The organism is Alloactinosynnema sp. L-07 (assembly GCF_900070365.1).
Classification (GTDB): Bacteria; Actinomycetota; Actinomycetes; order Mycobacteriales; family Pseudonocardiaceae; genus Actinokineospora.
The window spans coordinates 966,379-990,425 of sequence record NZ_LN850107.1; the positions used below are offsets into that span (position 1 = coordinate 966,379).

The following is a 24,047-nucleotide window of genomic DNA, read 5'->3' on the forward strand; positions in this document are numbered from 1 at the left end:
GCTGATCAGCGGCGGGTGGCTGAGCGGTTGACCCGGCTGGCCGCCGACCTGCGCCGTCGCGGGCTCGTGCGCGGGGTCTATGTGTGGGGTCCGGTCGGGCGCGGCGGACCTGGCTCACGACCGTCTTGTTCGACGCCGTCGGCGGCCGGAAGCGTCGACTGCACTTCCACGAGTTCTTTCGCGACTTCCACGCCGGCTACGCGCGCTATCGGCACCAGCGCGGGCGGTCGATCACGCCGTCGACGAGGTGATCGGCAGCTGCCGTCTGCTCTGCTTCGACGAGTTCCACTTGCACGACCCCGGCGATGCGATGCTCGTCGCCGCCGTGTTCAGGGTGCTGGTCGATCGCGGGATCGTGTTGCTGACGACGTCGAAGCCGAACCGTGGCCGGACTTGGTCTCGGCGGCCGTCCCGATCGATCTCGCCCGCACCGCGAGCAGGTTGGCGCTGCTCTAGCGGTAGCCCTCCAAGGTCTGCGTGATGCCGTCCTCGTAGGGCGTCGCTCGGGCGCCGAGCTGGGCGATCTTGGTGCTGTCGACGATGAACGGTTCCTCGAACTCGTACCGCATCTCGCGTAGTTCCCGCACAGTCGGGTTGACCACGCCCAGCGCCCACAGCACGAGGTCGGGCACCGACCGAACCGCGCCGCTGGTGCCCGCCGCCGCGTAGGCCAGGTTCACCAGCTCGCGGGTGGTCTTCTCTGCAGGGTCGTTGGGCAGGTGCCAGACCTGGCCCGCCGCGACCGGGTGTTCGCCGAGTATCGCCAGGCCCGCGCCGATGTCGGGGACGTAGGTGTAGGTGTGCGGCTGGTCCGGGTCGCCGAGGACCGAGGCTGACTTGCCTTTCAGGACGGACCGGAACACGCGGTCGCCGAGGTTGGACTGTGCGCCGCCGCGTGGGCCGTAGTAGTCGCTGGCCCGCCCTATCGCGACCTCGACGCGACCTGCCGTGTGCGCGGCCAGCAGGTCGTCGGCCATCCGGCCCCGCAGCTTGCCTTTGACCGTATGGGCCGCGTGGGGCCGGTCCTCGGTGAACGCCGACCCGGCGGCGTGGCCGTACATGTACACGTTTTCCAGGCTCACTATCCGCGCCCCGGCCGCCTCCGCCGCGGCGAGCACGCCCGCCTGCAGGGCGGGGAAGCGGTCGACCCACTCGTGGTAACCCGGGTTGAGCACCTGGTAGACGACTCGGGCGCCCTCGGCGACGCGGGTGGCGAAGGCCGGGTCGGCCGCGTCGCCGCGGACCACCTCGACGCCGTCGGGGACCGGTGCCGAGCCGGACCGGTTGACCACCCGGATCCTGGACTCGCCGCGCGAGCGCAGCGCGTCGACCAGCGCGAGGCCGATGGCGCCGGAGCCGAACACCACGTGTCGGACAGACAAGTCACTTCTCGATTCGGATCAGCAGCAACCCGGCCAGGGCGCTGTGGACGAGGGCGCCGGAACCGCCGAAGACGGTGCATTGGCGGCTGACGTCGACGCCCGCGAGCGTCGTCACCAGCCACCCCAAAGCCCACAGCGCGGGTGCGGCGATCACCCAGATGACCCGGCCGCGGCCGCTGAGCACCAGCGCTTGGGCAGGGCCGACGACCAGGCCGGTGATCGCGCCCTGGACGACCAGATCGCCGAGACCGGTGCCGAAGCCAACCGCGGTCGCGCCGACGGTCAGACCCGCCGCCATGCCCGCGCTGGTGGCCACGGTCCAGAGCTGCGGCAGCCCGCCCGCCAGCGCCTGCGCGGCGCCGATCACCAGACCGGTCACCGCGCCGCCGACGAGCGCGGCCACGGGGTCGTCGACCCGTCCGCCCGCCGCGGCCAGGCCGAGCAGCCCGGCGGGCGGGAAGGCGAGGAAAGCGGCGACCAGGCGCGGCCACCGCTTTCTCTGTACGGTGTGCAGGAAAGTGCTCACGCGACTATGTTGTACGGCGTACAGAGAAAAGTCAAGGTGAGGTGGTCGCCCAAATGTCGCCCGGGGTTTCACAGTCGTTGTGCGGTGGGAGGAGCCCGAGCGCCTAGGGTCCCCCGAAACGCGGCAATACTGGAGGCTGCCCTACATGACCGAAATGCTGACCGAGCGCCGCGGTAGCGACTTCGCCGTGCTCGCCCGTTCGATCAAGGAACTGGGCCTGCTCGACCGTCGCTATGGCTACTACGCCACCCGTATCGGGCTTACGGCGCTGTCCTTGGCCGCTTTGGCGGTCGGGTTCGTCTGGGTCGGCGACTCGTGGTGGTCGTTGTTCCTCGCGGTGGCCGCGTCGTTCGTCACGACGCAGTTCGCCTTCCTCGGCCACGATGCCGGGCACCGGCAGATCTTCACGTCCAAGCGGCGCAACGACTGGGTCGGCTACGGCTGTGGCGCGGTCACCGGGATCAGCTACCAGTGGTGGGTGGGCAAGCACAACCGACACCACCAGAACCCGAACCACGAGGACGAAGATCCCGACATCGACATCCCTGCGCTGGCGTTCAGCCGCGACCAGGCCCGCACCAAGTCCGGCCCGCTGCGCTGGATCGCCGCGTACCAGGCCTACCTGTTCATCCCGCTGCTGATGACCCAGGCCGTCATGCTCAAGAGCGCGGGCCTCGAGGCCGCGGTCGAGGGTTCGATCAAGGGCTTGAAGCGTGAGGTGGCACTGCTCGCCACGCATGTGGCCTGGTACCTGGCCGCGGTGTTCCTGGTGCTCTCGCCGGGCAAGGCCGTGCTGTTCATCCTGATCCACCAGGGCCTGATGGGCATCCACCTTGGCATGTCGTTCGCGCCGAACCACAAGGGTATGCCGATCATCCCGCAGGGCGAGAAGTTGGACTTCCTGCGCAAGCAGGTGCTGACCTCGCGCAACATCCTCGGCAGGCGCTGGGTCGACATCATCCTCGGCGGGCTGAACTACCAGATCGAGCACCACCTGTTCCCGAGCATGCCCAGCGTCAGCCTGCGGCACGCGCAGCCGGTGGTCCAGCGCTTCTGTGAAGGCCGTGGCGTCTCCTACACGCACACGGACTTCATGACCTCCTACGGCGACGTGCTGCGCCACCTGCACGACGCGGGTGCGCCGCTGCGGGAGAAGGTCAAGACAGCCTGAGTGCTTCGTCGCCGCTGAGGCAGCCCCCGGTCGTCAGGTCGAGATTCGCCAGCGACGCCAGGTGGGCTTCCTCGGTGGCGGCGGCGACGCATTCGCGCACGACGTGGACGGTCAGGCCCAGATCCGTTCCGTGGCGCGCGGTCTGCTCGACGGTGAGGTTGGTGGCGACCCCGGTGATGAACACCGTGTCGATGCCGCGCTCGCCCAGCCAGGCCATCAGGTCATTGCCCGCCAGGCCGGACAGTTTCTGGTTGTCGACCACGTGGTCGGCTTGGTCGCGCATGTCCTCGATCAGTGCGGCGCCGGGCGCGTCCGGGCGGAACGAGTCCTGAGCCTGGCCGACCGCTGCCATGAATCCGGTGTTGCGGACCAACTCGCCCTCGCCCGCGGGGATCGTGAACCGGGTGAAGACCACTGGCAGTTCGGCCGCGCGGGCCCGCTCGTGGAACGCGACGGCGCGGTCGACCACGCCACTGGCGGCCACCGGCGCGGCGAGCATGCCGCCGAAGAATCCCTCCGGCTTGATCACGTTGACCTGCCAGTGCAGGGCGAGGACGGCGGCGCGGCGCGGTTCGGTCGTCATGGCGGTGATCTTGCCAGATGCTCTCTTCACGAATAGGTAGAACGTGTTCTAGAGTGCGGGGGTGGCCCGTCGGCACCCGAGCAGCGAGGTATGCCCATGAATCACCCCGACTATGTCGTCGTAGGTGCTGGTAGTGCGGGGTGTGCGGTGGCCGGGAGGCTGGCCGCGAGCGGGGCTGAGGTGGTCTTGCTCGAGGCAGGCCCTGGTGACAAGAACATGTTCGTGCGCAAGCCAGGGATGATCGCGGTCTTCCACAACGTGCCGCAGCTCAAGAAGCGACTCGACTGGGGCTATTACTCCACCCCGCAGGCGAGCGCGCTGGGCAGGCGGATCCCGCAGACGCGCGGCAAGGTGCTCGGCGGGTCCAGCTCGGTCAACGGGATGATCTTCGTGCGCGGAAACCGGCGCAACTACGACGACTGGGGGCTGCCGGGCTGGTCGTTCGACGACGTGCTGCCCAGCTTCAAGCGCATGGAGGACTGGGCCGACGGGCCGAGCGAACTTCGTGGCACGGGTGGGCCGATCAAGGTCACCCGCCAGCAGGGCATCACGCCCGCGGCTGAGGCGTTCGTCGAGGCGCTGAGCGAGACCGCCGGGGTGAAGAAGAACGACGACTACAACGGTGAGACGCAGGAAGGCGCGAGCTTCATCCAGCAGAACATCGACCGTGGCCTGCGCTACAGCGCCTCGATCGGCTACCTCACGCCCCGGCCGAACCTGACGGTGCGGACCGGTGTGACGGTGTCGCGGGTGGTCATCGAAGGCGGTCGGGCGACCGGTGTCGAGATCCTGACTCGCGCGGGCAAGGAAATCATTCATTGCTCTCGGGAGGTCGTGCTCGCGGCCGGGGTGTTCGGGTCCGCGCAGGTGCTGATGCTGTCCGGGGTCGGTCCCGCCGCGCATCTGCGGGACGTGGGTGTCGAGGTCCGTGCCGATCTGCCGGTCGGCGACAACCTGCACGATCATCTCTTCGTGCCGATGACGTTCCTGACGAAGAAGGCCGTCCACCGCGGCACCGCGCCTTACTTCGCCTCCGGGGTGGTCAAAGAAGCGATCCGGGGCAACACGTGGATGGGCCGCACGGTGTTCGAGGCGGTCGGCTTCGTGCACAGCTCGCGTGGCACCGCCGTGCCCGACATCCAGTTGCTCGCCCTGCCGTGGTCATACCCGCACCCCAACCAGGACGCGCCGATCCGCCATGCCGTGGACAAGCGGTCCGCGCTGACGGTCATGTCGACCCTGATCTACCCGGAGAGCCGCGGCACACTCCGGCTGGCGTCGGCCGACCCGACCGCCGCGCCGATCATCGACCCGGCGTATTTGACGTGCGGGCGGGACGCGGATCTGCTGTTGGAGGGCATGAAGCTGATTCGCGAGGTCATGGCGAACAAGGTGATCGCGAACGATCTGGACGGCGAACTGTCCCCGGGACCGGACTTCGCCGACGACGCCGCGCTGGCCCGCGAACTGCCGAACCGCGCGACGACGGTCTATCACCCGGTTGGCACGTGTCGGATGGGTGTGGACGAGCGTGCGGTGGTGGACACGGAGTTGAAGGTGCGGGGGATTGAGGGGTTGCGGGTGGCGGACGCGTCGGTCATTCCGGACATCGTCGGCGGCAACACGAACGCCCCCGCGATGATGATCGGCGAACACTGCGCCCAGTTGATGGTTGGCGCATAGGTCGATCAGATGGGCCGGAGTGGGTCGACGAGTTCGATGCCGATGGCGACGACCCCGAGTGCTTCGCGTTCGGGGGATATATCTGGCGGATGTTCGCCAGTTGCTGTTCGCGGGTCGCCAGCGGGTTGACCGACGCGGCGACCTCGTGGTCGAACATCTCGTCGAAGCTGGTGTAGCGGGCAACACGGGTGACCCGGGTGAGGACTTCGTCGCCCTGGCAGCGGAACCGGATCAGCGAGCCTTCCTTGATCTTTTTGCGGCTGGAGTCGTTGACGCGGATCTCCGTGGTCTTGCGCCCGGTCGCGATGAGGTCGAAATAGCGTTTGTAGATGCCCATCTCGTGGGCGCGGACGGGCAGGCTGATCGGGCGGGCGGACATGAGGCGACCGAGTTCCTTTACGGTGAACGAGCGGAAGAAGTGTTTAGGGTCGGTGAGTAGCTCCCCGACAAGCCAGACCAGCGAGTCCACATAGTTGTCGATGTCGCCAGGCCACGTGGTGGTGTCGAGCATCCAGGGCTCGACATCGGCGGGCAGAACCGCGCGGCCCTGCTCGCGCAGGAGTGACTTGGACAGCTTCGCGCCGGTCGGTGCGAGCACCTGCGGGGTGAAGATCCGCATCGGCATTTGTCCGGCAGGGGTGGCCAGTGCGCCAAGGGCGCCATCGACGAGCTGGCAGCCGAATGCCCAGTCGCCGCCCTTCATCATCACGTGCAGCGTGCTGGTGTCACGCCCGAAAGCGCGTTCCTTGACCAGGTTCCGATAGAGAGTGGCCAGATCGAGATACGGCTGGTCGTCCTCTGGGTCGACATGAGTCTCGTAGTCGCCGTGGTCCAGGCAGACCGCGCCAAAGGTCGCGCCGTCCTCGTCAAGTCTGAGCAGCTTGGTTCGGTCGGCGCGTTTCTCGGCCCATCCGCAGTTCGGGCAGGGGACTCGGATGTGGACGGCGCCATGCGACGGCGCCATCCACCAACGGATGTCTTCCAGCTGACCGAGCGTGCGCAGGAACTCGGCTCGGAATCCGGGTGTGGCCTGCTGGTCGGTGTAGGTCTCGACCTCGTAGGTGGTGTCGGTGGCCTCGGAAAGCGAGTCGAAGAACGCGGTGTAGTACGTGCCGATCAGCTCGGCGATCTTGTCCTTGCCGAGCGCATGATAATAGGTCTGCTGATAGGCGTGGTGGGTCTCGGGGTCGAGGACGACCTCGTGTGGGGCGTTGTCCAAGGCGCCGAAGCGGACGACGGTTTCGATGGAGAACTCGCGGCGGGCGGTCTTGGCCAGCAGGAACGCCGCTGTCTGAACCAGGTTGGTGCCCAGGTGTGGGGCGCCGTTGATCTGGGTGCCGACAACGAATTCGATCCGTGCCGGGCGGGCCGCGTGAACCCGGGGCCGCAGTAGGTCGATGCTTCGTAGCAGCGCGTTGGCCAGGATGCTGTTCGGTGACAGCAGCAACGAACTTGTTCCGTTGCGGCTCAACGACATCACGCTCCTCGGCTGGGCTTGGGCAGGCGGAGGTTGGCGCAGATGAAGTCAAGCCGCGCCGCAGCCGAGTCGGGGGCGACGAAAACCGGCTCATAACCAGCGTCGTAGTAGCCCTGCACGATCAGCTCGTGCACTCGGCGGATCTCGCGGTCCTTCGCCCAGACGATGTCGTCGGGATCCTCCAGGGTGTCCAGCGGGTCGAGAACGAAGATCGTGTCGTAGCGGTGGCGCTTGGTGGCTTCCTCAAGCTGAGGGGTCGGCTTGAGTCCGAAGAAACCTTCCCAGCCGAAGCCGTCTGGGATGCCGCGGTTGTAGAACCTGATCCCCCTGGTGTGCGCGATGTACTCGGCGACGAACGCCTCCAGTACTTCGAGGGAGTACTCGCGCCGGTCTTCCTTGCGCAGGTGCCTGCCCAGCCGTTCGCGGTGCTTGCGATAGATCTCCCGGCCGGGCTCATCCTTCATACAGGGCATTCCGGCCGTGTGGATCGCCTCGATCAGGTCGTCCTTCCCCGACGAGGGGCCACCGGTGATGACGTGGCGGCTTGGTGGGCCGCCTGCCGCGGCGGCGAGAGCCGCTGCCAGTGCGCTGGGGTCCCTTGTCATGGGTGGGATCCGTTCTCGCGGTCGATGGTGATGTCGGGCCGCGGGTCGACGCCGAGTAGTTCGTCGACCCAGATGCCGCCCAGCTCAGTGTCGTCGTGCAGGGCGTGGACGAACTGTTCGCGCGAGACGCCCCCGGCTGCGGCTTCGGTCATCCGGGAGGCCTGCGCTTCGGTCAGTCTGGGTGTCCAGCCCGCCAAGGCGATCAGCTGATCGACTGAGAGATCGTCGGCGCAAGCGCTGGTGTAGCTCATTGCTTCCGCGCGGGCGGCTGCCCACCGCCATGCCGCGGTCACCGCCATTTGGATCAAGTCGACCCTGGTCGCTCGCAGGCTCACCAGCCGATCGACCGCAAGCAACTCGGCGCGGGCGGCATAGATCGCCGACCACAACCTCGTGAGCTGTTCCTCATGCTCGGTGACCTCCCAGGCGAAGGGATCGGCTGGGACAGGCTGCCGGACGGTGACCGGCGCCAGCCTGGGCGCGATCATCGGCATCCTGGTGAATCGCTCCGCATCGGCCAGCAATTCCCATGCCATGCGCTCTATCAGCTTCGGCTCCACTCGCTTGCGGAAGTGGTGGACCTCGTGCCCTGCCTGCTCGGCGGCAAGGTCTCGCCGGGCGGTCAGGTTCAGCCCCGGCTCTGCCGGGAACAGCCCGAACAGCGCCCGCGCCGCGGGTGCGTACCGGGCATCCGGGAACCGGGCCAGTAGTCCGCGCAGCGTTCCGTCCAAGGCCGCCGTCCGGCTAGCCGGATCCGTGGGATCAACGGCCCTGGCGATGACTCCACGCAGCTCGAGCAGGATCGGGTCTGCGCCGGTCACCGGCAGCCCCGGCCGCAGCAGTCTGGTGAGTGCCGCGATCACCTCATCCTCGACTGGGCTTTTTGTGGGCATGGCTTTAGTCAAGCATGAAGCCCACAAAATGCCCAGTCCTGGTGGTGGAGGATGTGTTCAGTGGTCGGCGAAGACCTGTCAGTGTGGCGCATCAGTGGGGCGGGAACATCCAGGTCGTCTCCGCCCCGTGGCGCCTATGGACCTCGCGGGTGCGACTCCTCCGAGAGCACGACATGAGCGCCGATTTCTGGGGAAAGGCGGCATGATGAGTAGGAACTTGCGCGCGCGAATTCTCTCGGTGGTTCTATCCGTTTGGTACTCCCACTGCTAGTCGAAAGGTGTGGCGTCGGCAGGCCGCGCACAGTCCGGGCTGGGAGGAAAATATCAGGATTACCTTGGATCCACTGCGGCCGCCAGCGCCGGGGCGGATCAATGTGATTTCGAACCGTCGAAGCGGGCAGGCAATTGGGTTTACCTTACCGCGGCTGAGAAGGCGGTACAAACACCCGAAACGGAAAGCATAAATTCTAGCTACTGTGTCAGCGGGAATTGCTGGAATCGATACAATGACTTCCAGTCGGATGCGAGCATCTCGGGCAACTGGGGTTACGGAGGCACGGTTCTCGGGCGCGTCGATCTGTATGCGTCGTACCAATTGACTGGGCCTCAGACGGTGAGCAAGCCGGTACAGTACAAGAATAGTCGAGCGACAACGAATGTCGTGTTCACCGGCGACTTGATCAATGCTGCGCCTGGTGCGACTGGCACACCGGTTCCGGGCAAATTTAGCCTCTATAACGCCGGGGATATTCCCGCCGGTCTCACGCGGTCGTGGGCACCCAATGGCTACAAATCCTATGACAACACAATGTGGAACCACAGTCAGGTTCAGCAGTGGTCCTGGAACGCCAGCGGATACAGTGGCTACTGGTATGCTTACATCAAGAGTATCTCCACCCACACGTCGGACAAGGTGACCTATCGCTTCTATTCGGTCAACCAGCTTCCGGCCAACGCATACGGAGCAGGTTGGCGCGCATGAGCGAATTTCCACCACGCTACCGAGATTATCTGTCAGCGCCCGAGGGGGTCGAATCCGTCGAGCCTGACAGTCGCGAGAGTCCTCCGTTCGAGGAATCGGTCACCATCATGAAGTTGCGCGATGAGGATGTGTGGCATGCGGTGTGGCACGGCGAGCACGATGCTCTCGGCGAGTTCGACGGCACGCGTGAGGACGCAATTCGTTGGGCGCGGGACAGATCCAGCCGTTGTTTGATCTTCTCCGAGGAAACCAGTGATCTGGTTCCGTTGGGGGACGACAGCTAATCCGGCAGGTCGTCAGACGTTCGACTCAACTTCTAAAACATGGTCGACGTGGACATCAGGCTGCTCGTGCGAACCTCGCGCGAGCAGCCTGGGCGTCTGCTGCAACTTCGTGGCCCAAGGCGGGTCAGCGGATGGCGGGTCGTTGAACGTTCCCTGAACGGGTCTATCGGAAACGCTCTTGGGTGCCTACGGTCGGCCAGTCCCGCCGTCGTCCTTTGGAGACCCGTTGCGCTCGCGTCCGCTCAGACCCACCAGGCCCGTAGTGGCCGCCTTGGTCACCGCGTTGGCGGTGGTCCCGTCGATCGTGATCCTCAGCGCCCCCGCCGCGACGGCGGCCGCGTTCAGCCCCGGTGACATCGTCGTCGCCCGGGTCGGTACCGGCGATGCCGCGCTTACCAATGCCGCGACGCCTGTCTTCCTTGATGAGTTCACCCCGGACGGGACCCTGGTCCGCACGGTCGCGCTGCCCACCGCCGGGTCGGGCGCCAACCGGCGGGTCACCACGAGTGGTTCGGCCACCTCCGAGGGCGGGCTCTCCCTTTCGCAGGACGGCCGCTACCTGACCCTTGGCGGCTACGACGCCGACCCGGGGACCGCGAGTATCGCCAGCTCCACCACCGCCGCGGTCAACCGCGTCGTGGCGCGGGTCGACGTCGACGGCGCCGTCGACAGTTCGACCGCCATCACCGACGCGTTCAGCGGCAACAACATACGGGGCGTGGCCAGCGCGGACGGCGGTCGTCACTGGGCCGTCGGCGCCAACGGCGGCGTGCGCCTGGCCGAGCACGGCGCGACCACGACGACGCAGATCAACACCGTGGCGCCCACCAACATCCGTACCGCCACGGCGGCGGGCGGGCAGCTGTTCGTCTCCACCGGCAGCGGCACGACCGGCGTCTACACCGTCGGCACCGGCCTGCCGACCACCCCGGGGCATACCCCGGCGCTGGTCGCGGCCGTGCCCAGCCCGTACGCCGTTGTCGCGCTCGACCGCGACCCCGGTGTGTCCGGTGTGGACACTCTCTACGTCGCCGACGACTCGGCCGCGCCCAACGGTGGCATCCTCAAGTTCTCGTTCGACGGTGTCACCTGGACCGCGCGCGGCGCGTATCGGCCCAACAGTAGCGGCGTGCGCGGCCTCACCGGCACGGTGACGGGCTCGTCCGTTTCCCTCTTCGCCACCACCAGCGCGACCCTGGGCTCGCTGGTCCGCGTCGAGGACACCGCGGCCTTCGCCGAGCCGATCGCGGCCACCGGCGCCGTGCTGCGCACCGCCTCGGCCAACACCGCCTTCCGCGGTGTCGCGTTCGCACCGTCCTCTTCGGTCACCGCGCCGTCGATCGTCGGCGAGCCGCAGGACGCGGCCGTCGCGAGCGGCGCGTCGGCCACGCTGACCGTCTCCGCGACCGGCACCGGCCCGCTGGCCTATCAGTGGTACACCGGCACCGCGGGTGACACCGCGAACCCGATCGCGGACGCCACCAGCGCGTCGTACACCACGCCTGCGCTGACCGCGCCCGCCTCCTACTGGGTCCGGGTCACCGGCCCCGGCGGCCAGGCCGACAGCCGCACGGCGACCGTCACCATCACCGGCGGCACCAACTCCGCCCCGACCATCGGCCCGGTCCCCGTGGCCGAACTCGCGCTGACCGTAGGCGACCCGGACAACCCGCCCGCGCTGCGCACCGTCGACATCGCCGACGCCGAGACCCCGGCGAGCGGCCTCACGATCACTGTCGACAGCAGCAACCCGGCCGTCGCGTCCGGTGGCTCCACCGGCAGCGGTTCGCCCCGCACGCTCACGGTCGACCCGGTCGGCGTCGGCCACGCCACGCTGACCGTCACGGTCTCCGACGGAGCGTTGACCAGCGCGACGACGTTCGCGGTCGCCGTCTCGGCCGCGCGGCCCGCGGGCACGCACAACCACTACGGTCACAGCGATGCCAGCACCGCGATCGACCTCGGTGGCGGCGCGATGGTCGTCGCCGATGACGAGACCAACGTGTTGCGCGTCTACGACCGCGACCACTCGCGCTACCCGGCGCAGTCGTTCGACGTGCGCGCCGCCGGTCTGGCCCTGCGCGACGCCGACGTCACCCGCGAGATCGACATCGAGGCGTCGGCCCGCCAGGGCGACACCATCTACTGGGTCGGCTCGCACGGACAGAACTCCTCGGCCAAGACCCGCCTCAACCGGCAGGAACTGTTCTCCACAACCGTCAGCGGCACCGGGACGGGAGCTTCGCTCTCGCTCGGCGGCAGCTACCAGCTCCTGCGCAACGACCTGATCGCGTGGGACCAGGCCAACGGCGACGCTCTCGGCATCGCCGCCGCCGCGACCCGCGCGCCCGAGGGTGACGGGCTTGGCGGCCCGACCGGCGTCAACATCGAAGCCGCCGAGTTCGCCGCCGACGGCAGCCTGCTTCTGGGCTTCCGCGGCCCGCTGACCAGCGACAACAAGGCGATCGTCATCCCGGTGACCAACATCGCCGCGCTGGTGGCGGCCAACCCGACGACCGGCGTCAGCGCGTCGTTCGGCACCGCGTTGCGCTGGGACCTCGGCGGTCGGGGCGTGCGGGAGATCCGCAAGAACACCGCGGGCGAGTACCTGATCATCGCCGGTCCGACCAGCGCGGGCACGGGTGCCGCGGGCGAGTTCAAGTTCTACTCGTGGGACGGCGACGCCGCCCACCAGCCGCTGCCGCGCGCCGGGTCGCTCGACACCGTCGCCGCCACCGGCAAGCCCGAGGCGATCGTCGAGGTCCCGTCGCCGCTGACCGACACCTCGTCGGTCCAGGTGCTCGCGGACTCCGGTGACACCGTCTTCTACGGCGACGGCATCATCGCCAAGGACCTGCCGCCGGCCCAGCGCAAGTCCATCAGCGCGGTCGTGGCCGTCGGCGCCGGCCCGGTCTGCACCTCCGGCGTCAGCACCGTCGGCTCGGTCCAGGGCACCGGAGACGCCAGCCCCAAGGTCGGGCAGACCGTCACCGTCCGCGGCACTGTGGTCAGTGACAGCGAGGGCGCCCAGCCCGCGTTGCGCGGCTTCTACCTTCAGGACGGCGGCGACGGTGACGGCGCCACCTCCGACGGCCTGTTCGTCTTCGACAACGGCGCCAACCTGGTCTCCCTGGGTGACGTCGTCCAGGTCACCGGCCTGGTCTCGGAGTTCCAGGGCCAGACGCAGCTCGCGGCCAACGCGGCGGGCGTCCAGTCCTGCAACCGGCAGGGCGCGGTCACCCCGACCGACCTGATCCTGCCGCGCGCGACCGCGGGCGACCTGGAGTCCTACGAGGGCATGCTCGTCCGGTTCCACCAGACCCTGACCGTGACCGAGCACTTCCAGCTCGGCCGCTTCGGCCAGGTAGTGGTGTCGGCGGGCGGCAAGCTCCAGCAGCCGACCTCGGTGATCCGCGCGACGGACACGGCGGCGGTCAGCGCCAAGCAGAACGCCAACAACCTCAACCGGCTCATCGTCGACGACGCCACCAACGGCCAGAACCCCGACCCGATCGTCTTCGGCCGGGCCGGGCAGCCGCTGTCGGCGGCCAACACCCTGCGCGGCGGCGACACCCTGACCGACGCGGTCGGCGTGCTCACCTACACCTGGGCGGGCAACGCGGCCAGCGGCAACGCCTACCGGCTGCGCCCGCTCAACGCGCTCGGCGGCACGGCCGTGTTCGACGCCGCCAACGAGCGGCCGACCACCCGGCCGGGCACCGGCGCGGGCGCGGTGAAGGTCACGGGCGCCAACCTGCTCAACTTCTTCAACACCTACACCGGCTGCAAGTTCGGCACCCTCGGCGGCCCCGCCGACTGCCGCGGCGCGAACAACGACACCGAGTACCAGCGCCAGCTGGCCAAGGAGGTCGCCTCGCTGCGGTTCCTGGACGCCGACGTGACCGGCGTGATGGAGATCGAGAACGACGGCTACGGCCCGACCAGCGCCATCCAGGCCTTGGTCGACGCGCTCAACGCCGCCGACGGTCCCGGCTCGTGGGGCTTCGTGGACGCCGACGCGGCCACGGGCGTCACCGATGTCGCGGGCACCGACGCGATCAAGACCGCGCTGCTGTACCGGGCCGACCGGGTCATGCCGGTGGCCGGTGCGACGTTCGTCGACCAGAACCCGGTCTTCGAGCGGCGGCCGGTGGCGCAGACGTTCCAGACGCCCGCCGGTGCGCGCCTGACCGTCGTGGCCAACCACTTCAAGTCCAAGGGGTCGTGCCCGACGTCCGGTCCGGACGCTGACCAGCGCGACGGCCAGAGCTGCTGGAACGCCCGGCGCACCCAGCAGGCCACCGAACTCGCGGACTGGCTGGACTCCGTCGTCAAGCCGGGCGCGGGTGACGATGACGTCCTGATCGTCGGCGACCTCAACTCGTACGCCGGTGAGGACCCGATCGCGGTCCTCGAAGCCACCGGCTACACCAACCTGGCCAAGGCGTTCCACGGTCCGGAGACGTACTCCTACGTCTTCGACGGGCAGTGGGGCTACCTGGACTACGCGCTGTCGTCGCCGTCGCTCACCGCCCAGGTGACCGGCGCGGGCGAGGCGCACATCAACGCGGACGAGCCGTCGGTGCTTGACTACAACACCGACTTCAAGTCCGCGGGCCAGGTCGCGTCGCTGTACGCGCCGGACCGGTTCCGCACCAGCGACCACGACCCGGTGCTCGTCGGCATCGACCTCGGCGCGCCGCCGGTGATCTCCGGATCTCCGGTCGCGGGCACGGTCGGCCTGCCGTACTCGTTCGGGTTCACCCTGAGCGGCCCGGCGAGCGTCACCCTGGCGTCTGGCTCGCTGCCCGCGGGCGTGTTCCTCAACGAGGACGGCACCCTCACCGGCACGCCGACCAGTGCTGGGACCTCCGCGTTCACCGTGCGCGCGACCAGCGCGTTCGGTGTGTCGGAGGCCGCGGTCTCGCTGACCGTCGCGCCTGGCGTGTCCACTGTGGACCTCGTGGCCGGTCCGTCCCCGGTGGCCACGGGTGGCCAGGTCACGCTGACTGCCACGGTGTCGGCCGCGGTCGCTGTCTCGGGCACGGTGACATTCCGCGAGGGCTCCATGGTCCTCGGTTCGGCTGAGGTCGCAGGCGGTACCGCTTCGCTTGTGGTGTCGGCGCCCGCCTCGGGCCACCGATCGGTGACCGCGGAGTTCTCGGGCAACGCCGACGTGGCCGGGTCGGTCTCGGCCGCGGCCTCGTTCGACGTGGTCGACCCGGTGACCCTGGGCGGCACGCTGCCCGGCGGCACGGTCGGCGCGGCCTACTCGGCGGCCGTCGAGCACACCGGCGGCGCGCCGGTGACCCTGTCGGTGTCGGCGGGCACGCTGCCCGCGGGCCTGACGCTGACCGGCGCGACCCTCGCGGGCACGCCGACGGCGGCGGGCACGTTCACCTTCACGGTCAAGGCCGAGAACGCGGTGTCGAGCGCGACCCGCGACTACACGGTCGCGATCGGCGCGGCGGCGACCACCACGGTCGTCACCTCGTCGGCCAACCCGGCGATCACGGGGACCACGGTCCGCTTCACCGCGACCGTGTCCGGCCCGCTGGTGCCGACCGGCACCGTGCAGTTCAGCGTGGACGGCAACGCGATCGGCTCCCCGGTCGCGTTGGTCAACGGCACGGCGGTCAGCCAGCCGGTCGTCGCGGTGACCCTGGGCGGCCACCAGGTGACCGCGGTGTACTCCGGTTCGGCGTCGTTCACGGCGAGCACCGGGACGCTGAACCAGGTCGTCCATGTAGGGATCAAGATCCTGTCGCCGACGGCGGGCGGCTCGTACTCGGCCGGGGCGAACGTCCCGATCCGGTTCCAGCTGACCTCGGCGTCCGGCCAGCCGCTCCCGGCCCTGGCCTCGGCGCTGCTGCTGGCGAGCGGCAGGCTGACGGTCGCGGGCAGCGGGGCGCAGTCGTTCCCGGCGACCCGGCCTTCGTTCGACCCGTACACCAACACCTTCACCCTGGTGTGGAACACGGCTCGGCGGCCCGCGGGCCAGGTGACCGCCACGGTGTCGGTGACCTACCCGGACGCGCCGACCCAATCGGTCCCGGTGAGGTTCACGCTGCGGTGACTTCGTGAGTGAAGCGGGGCTCGGCGACTTCGGACGCCGGGCCCCGCTTTCTTTCGTCGCCGAGTCGCTGATGGGCCGCCTGAATGTGAGAGTGGTGGGCGTCAGACAGCCATGAAGGGAGCGGGCACCATGACCGACCGCAAAGCGACCGCCAAGTGGACCGGTGACCTGGCCAGTGGGTCCGGCCGGGTCAGCCTGGACAGCTCGGGGGTGGGCGAGTTCGACGTCTCCTGGCCCGCCCGCACCGAGGAACCCAACGGCGTGACCAGCCCGGAAGAGCTGATCGCGGCGGCCCACTCGTCGTGCTACTGCATGCAGTTCTCGGCCTTGCTGGCCCGCGCGGGCACCCCGCCGGAGCGGATCGAGACCTCGGCCAAGGTGAGTTTCGGCCGGTCCGGCGGCGGCTACGCGATCACCGGCATCGTGCTCACGGTTCGCGCGACGGTCCCCGGGATCGAGGCGGACAAGTTCGCCGAGATCGCCGAACAAGCCAAGCAGACGTGCCCGGTGTCGGCCGCGCTCACCGGCACCACGATCGAACTGGACGCCGCCCTGGCCTGAGCGGTCCTCTTGCTCTGGCCCGCGCGTCGGCTAGCGTGGTCGGGTAGGCGCCTGGCTGACCAGGAGGTGCGATGCGGGTACCGATGACCGTGGCCGATTTCCTCGACCGAGCCCAACTCGGGTTCGCCGACACCCCCGGGGTGATCGACGAGCCGGACCAGCCCGCCGAGGTGGTCCCCGACTCGACCTACGGCACGCTGGGCGACCGGGTCCGGGCCTGGCAGGCCGGTCTCGACGCGCTGGGAGTCGGCGAGGGCGAGCGGGTGGCGGTGGTCAGCCACAACTCCGCGCGGCTGCTGGAGTTGCTTTTCGCCGTGCCGATGAGCGGGCGGATCTGCGTGCCGGTGAACTTCCGCCTGCGCCCGGACGAGGTCGACTACATCATCGACCAGAGCGGCGCCTCGGTTCTCTTGGTCGACCCTGAGCTGGACGCGTCACTGGCCGGGGTGACCGCCCGGCACCGGTTCGTCCTGGGCGAGGAAACGGAGACCTCGCTGATGCGCCCAGGCGTCGACCCTCGCCCTTGGTCGTCACCGGACGAGGACGCCACCGCCACGATCAACTACACCTCCGGCACGACGGCCCGGCCGAAGGGCGTCCAGCTGACCCACCGCAACATCTGGGTCAACGGCCTGACCTTCGGCCTGCACGCCCGCGTGTGGGAACGTGACGTCTACCTGCACACCCTGCCGATGTTCCACTGCAACGGCTGGGGAATGCCATACGTACTCGCGGGCGTCGGCGCGAAACAGGTCGTACTGCGCAAGGTCGACGGAGCGGAGATCCTGCGCCGGGTCGACCAGCACGGCGTGACCTTGATGTGCGGTGCGCCTGCCGTGTGGAACGCGGTCCTGGACGCGGCGGCGACGTGGGAAGGGGAGATCCCAGGCCGCGACCGGGTTCGGATCGTGTGCGCCGGGGCACCGCCGCCGAGCCGGACGATCCAGCGGGTCGGGGAGGAACTGGGCTGGGAGTTCATGCAGATCTACGGCCTGACCGAGACCTCCCCCCTGCTGACCTTCAACCGATCCCGCCCCGCAGACGATTCACTGCCCGCCGAGGACCGCGCCCGCAAACTGTCCAGGGCTGGGATGCCCGCTTTGGGTGTACGCCTGGACATCGCGGACTCGGGTGAGGTGTTGGCCCGGTCCAATGTGGTCCTGGAGGGCTACTGGGAGAAGCCCGAAGAAACCTCAGCGGCGTTGTCCGATGGCTGGTTCCACACCGGCGACGGGGGATCGTTGGATGACGAAGGCCATTTGACGATCTCGGACCGAAAGAAAGACGTGATCATCACCGGCGGCGAGAACGTTTCGTCGATCGAGGTCGAAGACACGATCTTCAACCATCCTGCAGTCGCCGAAGTCGCGGTGATCGGCGTACCCCACGAGAAGTGGGGCGAGACAATCAAAGCACTGGTGGTACTCGCCGAGGGCAAGGAAGCCACCGAGTCGGAGATCATCACCCACTGCAAAGAACGACTCGCAGGCTACAAGGCCCCCACCAGCGTAGAGTTCCGCGACTCAATCCCACGTACAGCAACAGGAAAGATCCAGAAGTTCAAACTCCGCCAGCCATACTGGGCAAACCTGGATCGCGGCGTCAATTAGCCCTGGACAGCAACAGAACAACGGCACCGACGCCCCACCCGACCGCTTTCCGGCCAGCACCCCGTCCTGGCCATCTTTAACATTCGATCGACGGTGTCAAGGGTCAGCTTGCTGATCGCGCAGCGACGCCGCAGGCGCCCTTGACGCCGTCGATCGAATGTTAAACGCTCGGGCTAGGGGAGCGACCCCGCCTGCCCCACGACGAGTGCACTCGTTGGTGCGCCAGGACGAGGGTGCAGGGGGAAGTGCAGGGACCTTCGGTCCCTTCAAGCAAGGACCTTCGGTCCCCTTAGGACAAAGCCGGTGGTTGCGCGTGTGGTTAGGCGTAGGTGTAGTCCGACAAGGGGAAGCGGGTGGCCTGGCGGTGGGTGGTGAGTGTCGAGTTTGGACGGAGTAGCGCCGCTTCGCCGTGTTGGTTGAAGTAGTAGCTGCGGGCGGTGGAACAGTCGCCTCGGTAGAAGACCGAGTCTTCCAGGCGCTCGGTTACCTGGTTGAGGAAAGCGGTGTTTGCTTCCTCGGTGACCTCAAAAGTGGTCCCACCGCGTCGTTTCAACTCAGTGAACAGGCGGTTCATGTGCTTCATCTGCGCTTCGATGGTGGTGAAGTAGGACAGGCCGCTGTAGGAGTACGGGCTGTTCAGGCTGATCAGGTTGGGGAACTTGGGGATCGTGACGCCCTCGTAGGCCTGGAACCTGTTGTCCCGCCACCACTTTCCCAGGTCTCGACCGTCGCGGCCGATGATCTCGATGGCGGGGAAGTTGACGTCCCAGAGGTTGAAGCCGGTGGCCAGGAGGAGGGTGTCGATGGCGGTCTTGCGGCCGTCGGTCGTCACGACTCCATCAGGTTCAACCCGGTCGATCGACGTCGTCTCCAGGTGTACGTGGGGTTTGTTGAAGGTGGGGAAATAGTCGTTGGAGAAGGTGGGGCGTTTGCAGCCGAAGGAGTAGTCGGGGGTGAGTTTGCGGCGCAGTTCTGGGTCCTTGACTTGCCTGCGGAGGTGGGCCATGGCGAATCGGGCAGCGCCCTTGTTGGTGAACGGGGCCTGGCGGTAGTGGAGGACGCCAATCACCATCAGGGCTTCGAGGGCGGTGGTGTTGATCATTCGGGCGATGCGCTGGGTGATGGGCAGGCGGGTGAACAGTGTGCGCAGTGGGCGGGGAATGGCCCAATCCGGCTTCGCCGTGACCCAGATCGGGGTGCGCTGGTAGACGGTCAGTTCAGCGACCTTCTTGGCGACCTGGGGGATGAGTTGGACGGCGGTGGCGCCCGTGCCGATGACCGCCGCCTTGCGGCCGGTCAAGTCGTAGTTGTGGTCCCAAGCCGTACTGTGCACGACCTTGCCCGCGAACGTGTCGATACCTGGGATGTCCGGCATCTTCGGCTGGGACAGGAATCCGGTCGCGGTCAGCAAATACCTTGCGGTTACCGGGTCTTCGCCGCGGAGTTGGACTTGCCAGAGTTGGGCGTCCTCATCCCAGCGGGCACCGTCCACTGTGGTGTTGAAGCGCATCAGGGGGCGTAGGCCGTATTTGTCCGCGACGTGTTCGGCGTAACGCTTGAGTTCGGCGCCGGGGGCGAACATTCGGGACCAGTGGGGGTTCGGCTCGAAAGAGTACGAGTACGTCACCGAGGCGATGTCGACCGCGAGGCCGGGGTACCGGTTGACATGCCAGGTGCCGCCGAGGTCGGCTTCCCGGTCGACGATGAGCAGGTTGTCGAAGCCGAGCCGCTTGAGTTCGATGGCCGCGCCCATGCCGCCGAAGCCTGCGCCCACGATGATCGCGTCGTATTGCGGTGTCACGGCTTGACCTCCAGGTCGCCCAGGCGGGCTGGGACAGTGGTGAGCGCGGCGTCGAGCGCGGCCAGGCGGCGGCGCGGGTCCATGAAGTTGAAGCCCATCCGTGCCAGTTCCGCGGTGGTCGGATGCACCTGGATCACCCGGGTGCCCGCGGCGCGCAGGGTCGAGACCTCGGCGGCCAGGGTTCGGCTCATCGAGCGGCGCAGGAGGCCCTCGACGCGTCCGCCCAGCCCGGGCACGGTGGCGCCGTCGGTCGAGGCCATGGGCGAGATGACGACCACCTCGTCCAATCCCAGGTCGGCGACCAGGTCGGCCGACGTGGGGGAGCCGACGCCGCCGTCGAGGTAGCGCCTGCCCGCGATCGGGACCGGCGGGTACCAGCCCGGCACCGCCCAGGACGCGCGCACCGCGTCCCGCAGCGCGGCCGTGGGGGCGTCGGGCCTGCCGAAGGCCACCCGCTGCCCGGTCGCCGCGTCGAGGGTGACGATCCAGGTTCGCGGGTGCGCCACCCAGCCGTCGGGTGCCAGGTCGTCGACCAGGCGGTCTAGGAAGCTCGCGTCAGTGCGGCCCCTGGGCGCCAGGCCGGACAGGCCGACCAGCCAGGACCGCGACCGCAGACCGGCTCGGGCCAGTTTCAGCGACGTCGGCGGCGCGAGGGGCGCGCGGGGGAATCGAGCCGGGGGAGCGGTGAAGAACCGGCGAACGGACTCGCGGGCGGCCAAGTAGCCGCGCTGGCCCGCGACCAGCTCATCGACCCCGACCCCCGCGCCGAGCATCGCGGCCAGCGAGGCGCCGGAGGACGAGCCGACGATCACCTCGGCGGTGCGGGGTTCCCAGTCCAGCGCGTCGCGGACCGCGGCCAGTGCGCCGACTTCCCAGGCGCCGCCGACCGTGCCGCCACACCCGATGACCAGTCCGCGTCGCACCGCCGCACCTCCGCCGTAGAGATTCCATTGATATTTGAATACGGCTGGTATGTCAAGACGCGCGAAGCAGCAGGCGGGCCAAGTCGAAGAGTCCGGCCGAGGACACGTTCGGGTCGATGAGCCTGCGGGTGGCCCAACCGATCGCCAGGTTGAAGCACGCTTCGGCCACCGCGCGGACCGGCACGAACCCGAGCAGCTGGTCGGTGTCGAGATCCGCGGCGATGGCCTCGGCGATCCGGTCGACCGCCGACCGCTGCCGCTCGGCCTCCGCGGCGATCAGCGAGCTGTCGGCCCGCGCGTCGAGGGCGAACTCCAGCTCCAACCGCGGCCACCCGGTCCCCATCGCCCGCTCCGCCCAGGCTTGGATCTGATCGATCTTGGCCGCGGTGGTCTGTCTGCCGGTGAGCACCGAGGTGAGTTCGTCGAGTTGTTCGCGCTGGATGTCGCGCAGGACCAGCAGCGCCATCTCGGCCTTGCTGTCGAAGTTCGAATACAGCGCGCCGGTGGAGAACCCGGCCATGTCGGCCACCTTGGCGATGGAGGTGACCTGGTAGCCGTCGCTGAGGAACAGCTCGCGGGCGGCCAGCAGCAGGGCTTCGCGGTTGCGGGCCTGGCTCTCGGCGCGGGTGAGTCGCGGCATGGCGAAACCGTAGCATTGACAGTATCCAGAAATCGGTGTTATTCAGATATCAACACTCTCCTGGAGGTTGTCGATGGCCACTTGGCTGGCTAGGTCGAAGGCCGCGAACTGGCTCGCCAGTCCGCACGGCCGGGTGGGCGCCGCGGCGCTGCGGGAGGCGGTGAACGGCAAGATCGTGCTGGTCACGGGCGCGTCGTTCGGCCTGGGCGAGGCCACGGCCCGACGCCTGGGCGCGGCGGGCGCCACCGTGCTGCTGGTCGCCCGCACCCGCGACAAGCTCGACTCGGTCGCCGCCGACATCACCGCGGCGGGTGGCCGCGCCGAGTCCTACCCGGTCGACTTGACGAACCCGGCCGAGGTCGACGACCTGGCCAAGGCGGTGCTGGAACGGCACGGGCACGTGGATGTGCTGGTCAGCAACGCGGGCAAGTCCATCCGCCGGACGATCGCCCAGTCCTACGACCGGTTCCACGACTTCGAGCGCACCATGGGGATCAACTACTTCGGCCCGGTCAAGCTGATGCTGGCGCTGCTGCCGTCGATGCGCGAACGCGGGCAGGGCCACATCGTCAACGTCTCGACGGTCGGGGTCCGGGTGCCGCCGGGGCCGAGGTGGGCGGCCTATCAAGCGTCCAAAGGAGCGTTCGACATCTTCTTCCGCAGCGCGGCCCTGGAATTGGCCGCTGACAACATCTCCACGTCGTCTGTCTACATGGCACTGATCCGAACCCGGATGAGCGCGCCGACCCGGATCTTCGAGCACGTCCCGGGGATGACCGCCGACGAGGCGGCCGAGCTGGTCTGCGTCGCCATCGTGCGCAAGCCCGCCCAGATCAGCCCATGGTGGGCGGGCGCGGTGCAGGCGGTCGACGCGGTCACCCGGCTGCCGTGGGTGTGGACGGTCGGGCAGGTCTACCGGGCGAGCAGGCGTTGATGGGCGGCCTCGTGATCACCGGCCTCCGCGCGCTGGCATCGTGTGGCCTGCTCTCCGGGTTCCGGCCATGGCATCTCCCTGGCGTGGTTCGCGCGGTCTGGCACGGCGGCCTGTCCCCGGCCACCTTGATCGGCATCGCCGCTGCGCACCGTTCGGGCGCCCCCGGCGTGATCGACGACCGGGGCACGATCACCTACGGCGAACTGGACTCCGGCGCGGCCCGACTGGCCGAAGGTCTCGCCCACCGGGCCGAGCGGCCGCACATCGCGATCCTGTGCCGCAACCACCGCGGGTTCGTGCTCGCCCTCGCCGCCGCGGGCAGGCTCGGCAGCGACGTTCTGCTGCTGAACACCGACTTCTCCGGCCCACAGCTGGCCGCCGTCCTCGATCGGTCCCGGCCCGACCTCGTGATCGCGGACGAGGAATTCCTGCCACACCTGGGCAATCAGGACGTTGTCGTCGCCTGGCGCGACGCGGGTGAGTCCGAAGTGGACCGGATGATCGCCGCCCACCCGCCGCGCGCGGGCCGGGGCGGGTCCGGGGCGATCACCATCCTGACCTCAGGCACGACCGGCACCCCGAAAGGCGCCCCGCGGCGGCCGGACCCGCTGGCCATGCTCGGCCCGGCCGCGACCATCCTCGACCGGACCAGCCTGCGGGCGGGCGACGCGTTCGTGGTGGCACCGCCGCTGTTCCACGGGTTCGGCCTGGCCATCCTCGCCATCGCGGTGACCCTGCGCGGGCCCGTCGTGCTGCGCAGGCGGTTCGATCCGGAGACCACGCTCGCCGACGTCGAGCGGCACGGGGGCGCGCTGCTGGCGGCTGTTCCCGTGATGCTGCAGCGGATCCTCGCCCTGCCCGACGACGTCCGCGCGCGCTACCGCCGCGACCGGCTGCACACCGTCTTCTCCGGCGCCGCGCCGCTGCGGCCCGAACTGGCCGAGCGCCTGCTCGCCGAGTTCGGCGATGTCCTGTTCAACGGCTACGGCTCCAGCGAGGTCGGCATCGCCAGCGTCGCCACCCCGGCCGACCTGCGCGCCGCCCCGGGGACCGTCGGCAAGCCGTCGCTCGGCGTGCCGATCCGCGTCCTCGATGAGCAGCGGCGCCCGGTGTCGACCGGTCGGCCTGGAACGATCTTCGTCGGCGGCGCGCTGCTGGTCGACGGGATCGGCAAGGAGATCGCCGACGGCCTGATGAGCACCGGCGATCTGGGCCACTTCGACGCGGAAGGCCGCCTCCACGTCGACGGCCGCACCGACGACATGATCGTCTCCGGCGGCGAGAACGTCTTCCCCCAGGAGGTCGAGGACCTGCTCACCCGCCACCCCGCCATCGCCGACGCGGTCGTGGTCGGCACGGACGACGCCGAGTTCGGCCAGCGACTGGTCGCCTACGTCGTGGCCAGGGGCGCCCGGCCCGACCCGGCCGACCTGCGCGAGCATGTCAAGGCGAATCTGGCCCGCTACAAGGTGCCGCGCTCGTTCGTCTTTCTCGATGAACTGCCCCGCAACCCGACCGGGAAGGTAGTGCGCCGGGACCTGCCCGCCGACTAGGCGGACTGCCAAAGCTCGATTCGGTTGCCCTCGGGGTCGGTGACCCAGCCGAAGCGGCCGACACCTTCCATGTCCTGGGTCTCGTCGGCCACGTCGGCGCCCTTGCCGCGGAGTTGGGCGAGCATGGCGTCCAGGTCGCGGACCCGGAAGTTGAGCATGGTCTGCTGGGAACGGGAACCGAAGTAGTCGGTCCCAGCCTCGAACGGCGCGAAGACGGTGAGGCCCGCCTCTTGGTGCCAGACGCCGTTCTCGTCGGCATCGATGCCGAGGCAGTTCCGATACCAGGCACCCAGAGCGGCCGGGTCCGAAGCGCGGATGAAGTATCCACCGATTCCGAGCACGCGTTCCATGCCCTGATCCTGC

At 68.7% G+C, this 24,047-nt stretch carries 20 protein-coding genes; 10 read left to right on the plus strand and 10 right to left on the minus strand.

Features of this window, described 5'->3' with window-relative positions; translation table 11 throughout:
- Nucleotides 1–79: 79 nt before the first annotated feature.
- Complete coding sequence (gene zapE, locus BN1701_RS38070; RefSeq protein ID WP_082859650.1) at nucleotides 80–481, plus strand: AFG1/ZapE family ATPase; 402 nt, start codon at nucleotides 80–82, stop codon at nucleotides 479–481.
- Here the strand turns inward: zapE and BN1701_RS04750 are convergent.
- Both BN1701_RS04750 and BN1701_RS04755 read right to left on the minus strand, forming a co-directional pair.
- Nucleotides 453–1,382 (minus strand): NAD-dependent epimerase/dehydratase family protein, encoded by a 930-nt coding sequence (locus tag BN1701_RS04750; RefSeq protein WP_054045853.1) that lies wholly within the window; start codon nucleotides 1,380–1,382, stop codon nucleotides 453–455. The genes zapE and BN1701_RS04750 overlap by 29 nt on opposite strands.
- 1 nt (nucleotide 1,383) lies before the next feature.
- A complete protein-coding gene (locus BN1701_RS04755; RefSeq protein ID WP_054045855.1) occupies nucleotides 1,384–1,908 on the minus strand; it encodes a hypothetical protein in 525 nt (174 codons plus the stop codon).
- A 145-nt stretch (nucleotides 1,909–2,053) separates the two neighbouring features.
- Between BN1701_RS04755 and BN1701_RS04760 the strand changes: the two genes are divergently transcribed.
- Nucleotides 2,054–3,079: an acyl-CoA desaturase gene (locus BN1701_RS04760; RefSeq protein WP_054045857.1), complete on the plus strand. Its 1,026-nt coding sequence runs from the start codon at nucleotides 2,054–2,056 to the stop codon at nucleotides 3,077–3,079.
- Here the strand turns inward: BN1701_RS04760 and BN1701_RS04765 are convergent.
- Nucleotides 3,066–3,662 (minus strand): cysteine hydrolase, encoded by a 597-nt coding sequence (locus BN1701_RS04765; RefSeq protein WP_054045859.1) that lies wholly within the window; start codon nucleotides 3,660–3,662, stop codon nucleotides 3,066–3,068. The genes BN1701_RS04760 and BN1701_RS04765 overlap by 14 nt on opposite strands.
- Before the next feature lie 96 nt (nucleotides 3,663–3,758).
- On the opposite strand from BN1701_RS04765, the gene BN1701_RS04770 reads away from it, so the two are divergent.
- Entirely contained in the window at nucleotides 3,759–5,345 is a 1,587-nt protein-coding gene (locus BN1701_RS04770) for a GMC family oxidoreductase (protein ID WP_054045861.1), read from the plus strand.
- Here BN1701_RS04770 and BN1701_RS36320 read toward each other — a convergent pair.
- The 3 genes from BN1701_RS36320 to BN1701_RS04785 are packed head-to-tail and all read right to left on the minus strand — an operon-like array spanning nucleotide 5,260 to nucleotide 8,320.
- Complete coding sequence (locus BN1701_RS36320) at nucleotides 5,260–6,822, minus strand: ASCH domain-containing protein (RefSeq protein WP_197672044.1); 1,563 nt, start codon at nucleotides 6,820–6,822, stop codon at nucleotides 5,260–5,262. The genes BN1701_RS04770 and BN1701_RS36320 overlap by 86 nt on opposite strands.
- On the minus strand, nucleotides 6,822–7,427 hold the full coding sequence (locus tag BN1701_RS04780) for an AAA family ATPase (protein ID WP_082859651.1): 606 nt from the start codon (nucleotides 7,425–7,427) through the stop codon (nucleotides 6,822–6,824). The genes BN1701_RS36320 and BN1701_RS04780 overlap by 1 nt, the downstream gene beginning before the upstream one ends.
- On the minus strand, nucleotides 7,424–8,320 hold the full coding sequence (locus BN1701_RS04785) for a hypothetical protein (protein ID WP_157367764.1): 897 nt from the start codon (nucleotides 8,318–8,320) through the stop codon (nucleotides 7,424–7,426). The genes BN1701_RS04780 and BN1701_RS04785 overlap by 4 nt, the downstream gene beginning before the upstream one ends.
- A 280-nt stretch (nucleotides 8,321–8,600) precedes the next feature.
- Here BN1701_RS04785 and BN1701_RS35250 point away from each other — a divergent pair, with 280 nt between their 5' ends.
- From BN1701_RS35250 to BN1701_RS04800, 5 genes are all read left to right on the plus strand, one after another.
- Nucleotides 8,601–9,302, plus strand: a complete 702-nt coding sequence (locus BN1701_RS35250; protein WP_157367765.1) for a hypothetical protein — start codon at nucleotides 8,601–8,603, stop codon at nucleotides 9,300–9,302.
- The gene (locus BN1701_RS35255) at nucleotides 9,299–9,586 is read left to right on the plus strand and encodes a hypothetical protein (RefSeq protein ID WP_157367766.1); all 288 of its coding nucleotides are present in this window, start codon (nucleotides 9,299–9,301) and stop codon (nucleotides 9,584–9,586) included. The genes BN1701_RS35250 and BN1701_RS35255 overlap by 4 nt, the downstream gene beginning before the upstream one ends.
- A gap of 262 nt (nucleotides 9,587–9,848) precedes the next feature.
- The gene (locus BN1701_RS04790) at nucleotides 9,849–15,662 is read left to right on the plus strand and encodes an ExeM/NucH family extracellular endonuclease (RefSeq protein WP_157367767.1); all 5,814 of its coding nucleotides are present in this window, start codon (nucleotides 9,849–9,851) and stop codon (nucleotides 15,660–15,662) included.
- A gap of 129 nt (nucleotides 15,663–15,791) precedes the next feature.
- On the plus strand, nucleotides 15,792–16,223 hold the full coding sequence (locus BN1701_RS04795) for an OsmC family protein (protein ID WP_054055621.1): 432 nt from the start codon (nucleotides 15,792–15,794) through the stop codon (nucleotides 16,221–16,223).
- A gap of 71 nt (nucleotides 16,224–16,294) precedes the next feature.
- Complete coding sequence (locus BN1701_RS04800; protein WP_054045870.1) at nucleotides 16,295–17,833, plus strand: AMP-binding protein; 1,539 nt, start codon at nucleotides 16,295–16,297, stop codon at nucleotides 17,831–17,833.
- 319 nt (nucleotides 17,834–18,152) lie between these two features.
- On the opposite strand, the gene BN1701_RS04805 is transcribed toward BN1701_RS04800, so the two are convergent.
- From BN1701_RS04805 to BN1701_RS04815, 3 genes are read right to left on the minus strand one after another with little or no spacing between them, the layout of a single operon-like run.
- A complete protein-coding gene (locus BN1701_RS04805) occupies nucleotides 18,153–19,634 on the minus strand; it encodes an NAD(P)/FAD-dependent oxidoreductase (RefSeq protein ID WP_054045872.1) in 1,482 nt (493 codons plus the stop codon).
- On the minus strand, nucleotides 19,631–20,557 hold the full coding sequence (locus BN1701_RS04810; protein WP_054045874.1) for a patatin-like phospholipase family protein: 927 nt from the start codon (nucleotides 20,555–20,557) through the stop codon (nucleotides 19,631–19,633). Before BN1701_RS04810 ends, BN1701_RS04805 begins: the two co-directional genes overlap by 4 nt.
- Before the next feature lie 52 nt (nucleotides 20,558–20,609).
- A complete protein-coding gene (locus BN1701_RS04815; protein ID WP_054045877.1) occupies nucleotides 20,610–21,197 on the minus strand; it encodes a TetR/AcrR family transcriptional regulator in 588 nt (195 codons plus the stop codon).
- A 73-nt stretch (nucleotides 21,198–21,270) separates the two neighbouring features.
- Between BN1701_RS04815 and BN1701_RS04820 the strand changes: the two genes are divergently transcribed.
- Together BN1701_RS04820 and BN1701_RS04825 are read left to right on the plus strand one after the other, a co-directional pair.
- The gene (locus tag BN1701_RS04820) at nucleotides 21,271–22,131 is read left to right on the plus strand and encodes an SDR family NAD(P)-dependent oxidoreductase (RefSeq protein WP_082859652.1); all 861 of its coding nucleotides are present in this window, start codon (nucleotides 21,271–21,273) and stop codon (nucleotides 22,129–22,131) included.
- Nucleotides 22,131–23,684: an AMP-binding protein gene (locus BN1701_RS04825; protein ID WP_067520520.1), complete on the plus strand. Its 1,554-nt coding sequence runs from the start codon at nucleotides 22,131–22,133 to the stop codon at nucleotides 23,682–23,684. Before BN1701_RS04820 ends, BN1701_RS04825 begins: the two co-directional genes overlap by 1 nt.
- Here the strand turns inward: BN1701_RS04825 and BN1701_RS04830 are convergent.
- Nucleotides 23,681–24,034, minus strand: a complete 354-nt coding sequence (locus BN1701_RS04830; protein ID WP_054045879.1) for a VOC family protein — start codon at nucleotides 24,032–24,034, stop codon at nucleotides 23,681–23,683. The genes BN1701_RS04825 and BN1701_RS04830 overlap by 4 nt on opposite strands.
- Between the last annotated feature and the right edge of the window lie 13 nt (nucleotides 24,035–24,047).

What these genes read in the sequence shown, in the direction of transcription:
- BN1701_RS04765 (WP_054045859.1), bottom strand. Translation starts at nt 3,662, where the DNA reads ATGACGACCGAACCGCGCCGCGCCGCCGTCCTCGCCCTGCACTGGCAG.
- BN1701_RS04825 (WP_067520520.1), top strand. Translation starts at nt 22,131, where the DNA reads ATGGGCGGCCTCGTGATCACCGGCCTCCGCGCGCTGGCATCGTGTGGC.
- BN1701_RS04770 (WP_054045861.1), top strand. Translation starts at nt 3,759, where the DNA reads ATGAATCACCCCGACTATGTCGTCGTAGGTGCTGGTAGTGCGGGGTGT.
- zapE (WP_082859650.1), top strand. Translation starts at nt 80, where the DNA reads ATGTGTGGGGTCCGGTCGGGCGCGGCGGACCTGGCTCACGACCGTCTT.
- BN1701_RS04760 (WP_054045857.1), top strand. Translation starts at nt 2,054, where the DNA reads ATGACCGAAATGCTGACCGAGCGCCGCGGTAGCGACTTCGCCGTGCTC.
- BN1701_RS35255 (WP_157367766.1), top strand. Translation starts at nt 9,299, where the DNA reads ATGAGCGAATTTCCACCACGCTACCGAGATTATCTGTCAGCGCCCGAG.
- BN1701_RS04780 (WP_082859651.1), bottom strand. Translation starts at nt 7,427, where the DNA reads ATGACAAGGGACCCCAGCGCACTGGCAGCGGCTCTCGCCGCCGCGGCA.
- BN1701_RS04820 (WP_082859652.1), top strand. Translation starts at nt 21,271, where the DNA reads ATGGCCACTTGGCTGGCTAGGTCGAAGGCCGCGAACTGGCTCGCCAGT.
- BN1701_RS04815 (WP_054045877.1), bottom strand. Translation starts at nt 21,197, where the DNA reads ATGCCGCGACTCACCCGCGCCGAGAGCCAGGCCCGCAACCGCGAAGCC.
- BN1701_RS04795 (WP_054055621.1), top strand. Translation starts at nt 15,792, where the DNA reads ATGACCGACCGCAAAGCGACCGCCAAGTGGACCGGTGACCTGGCCAGT.
- BN1701_RS04830 (WP_054045879.1), bottom strand. Translation starts at nt 24,034, where the DNA reads ATGGAACGCGTGCTCGGAATCGGTGGATACTTCATCCGCGCTTCGGAC.
- BN1701_RS04800 (WP_054045870.1), top strand. Translation starts at nt 16,295, where the DNA reads ATGCGGGTACCGATGACCGTGGCCGATTTCCTCGACCGAGCCCAACTC.
- BN1701_RS36320 (WP_197672044.1), bottom strand. Translation starts at nt 6,822, where the DNA reads ATGTCGTTGAGCCGCAACGGAACAAGTTCGTTGCTGCTGTCACCGAAC.
- BN1701_RS04785 (WP_157367764.1), bottom strand. Translation starts at nt 8,320, where the DNA reads ATGCCCACAAAAAGCCCAGTCGAGGATGAGGTGATCGCGGCACTCACC.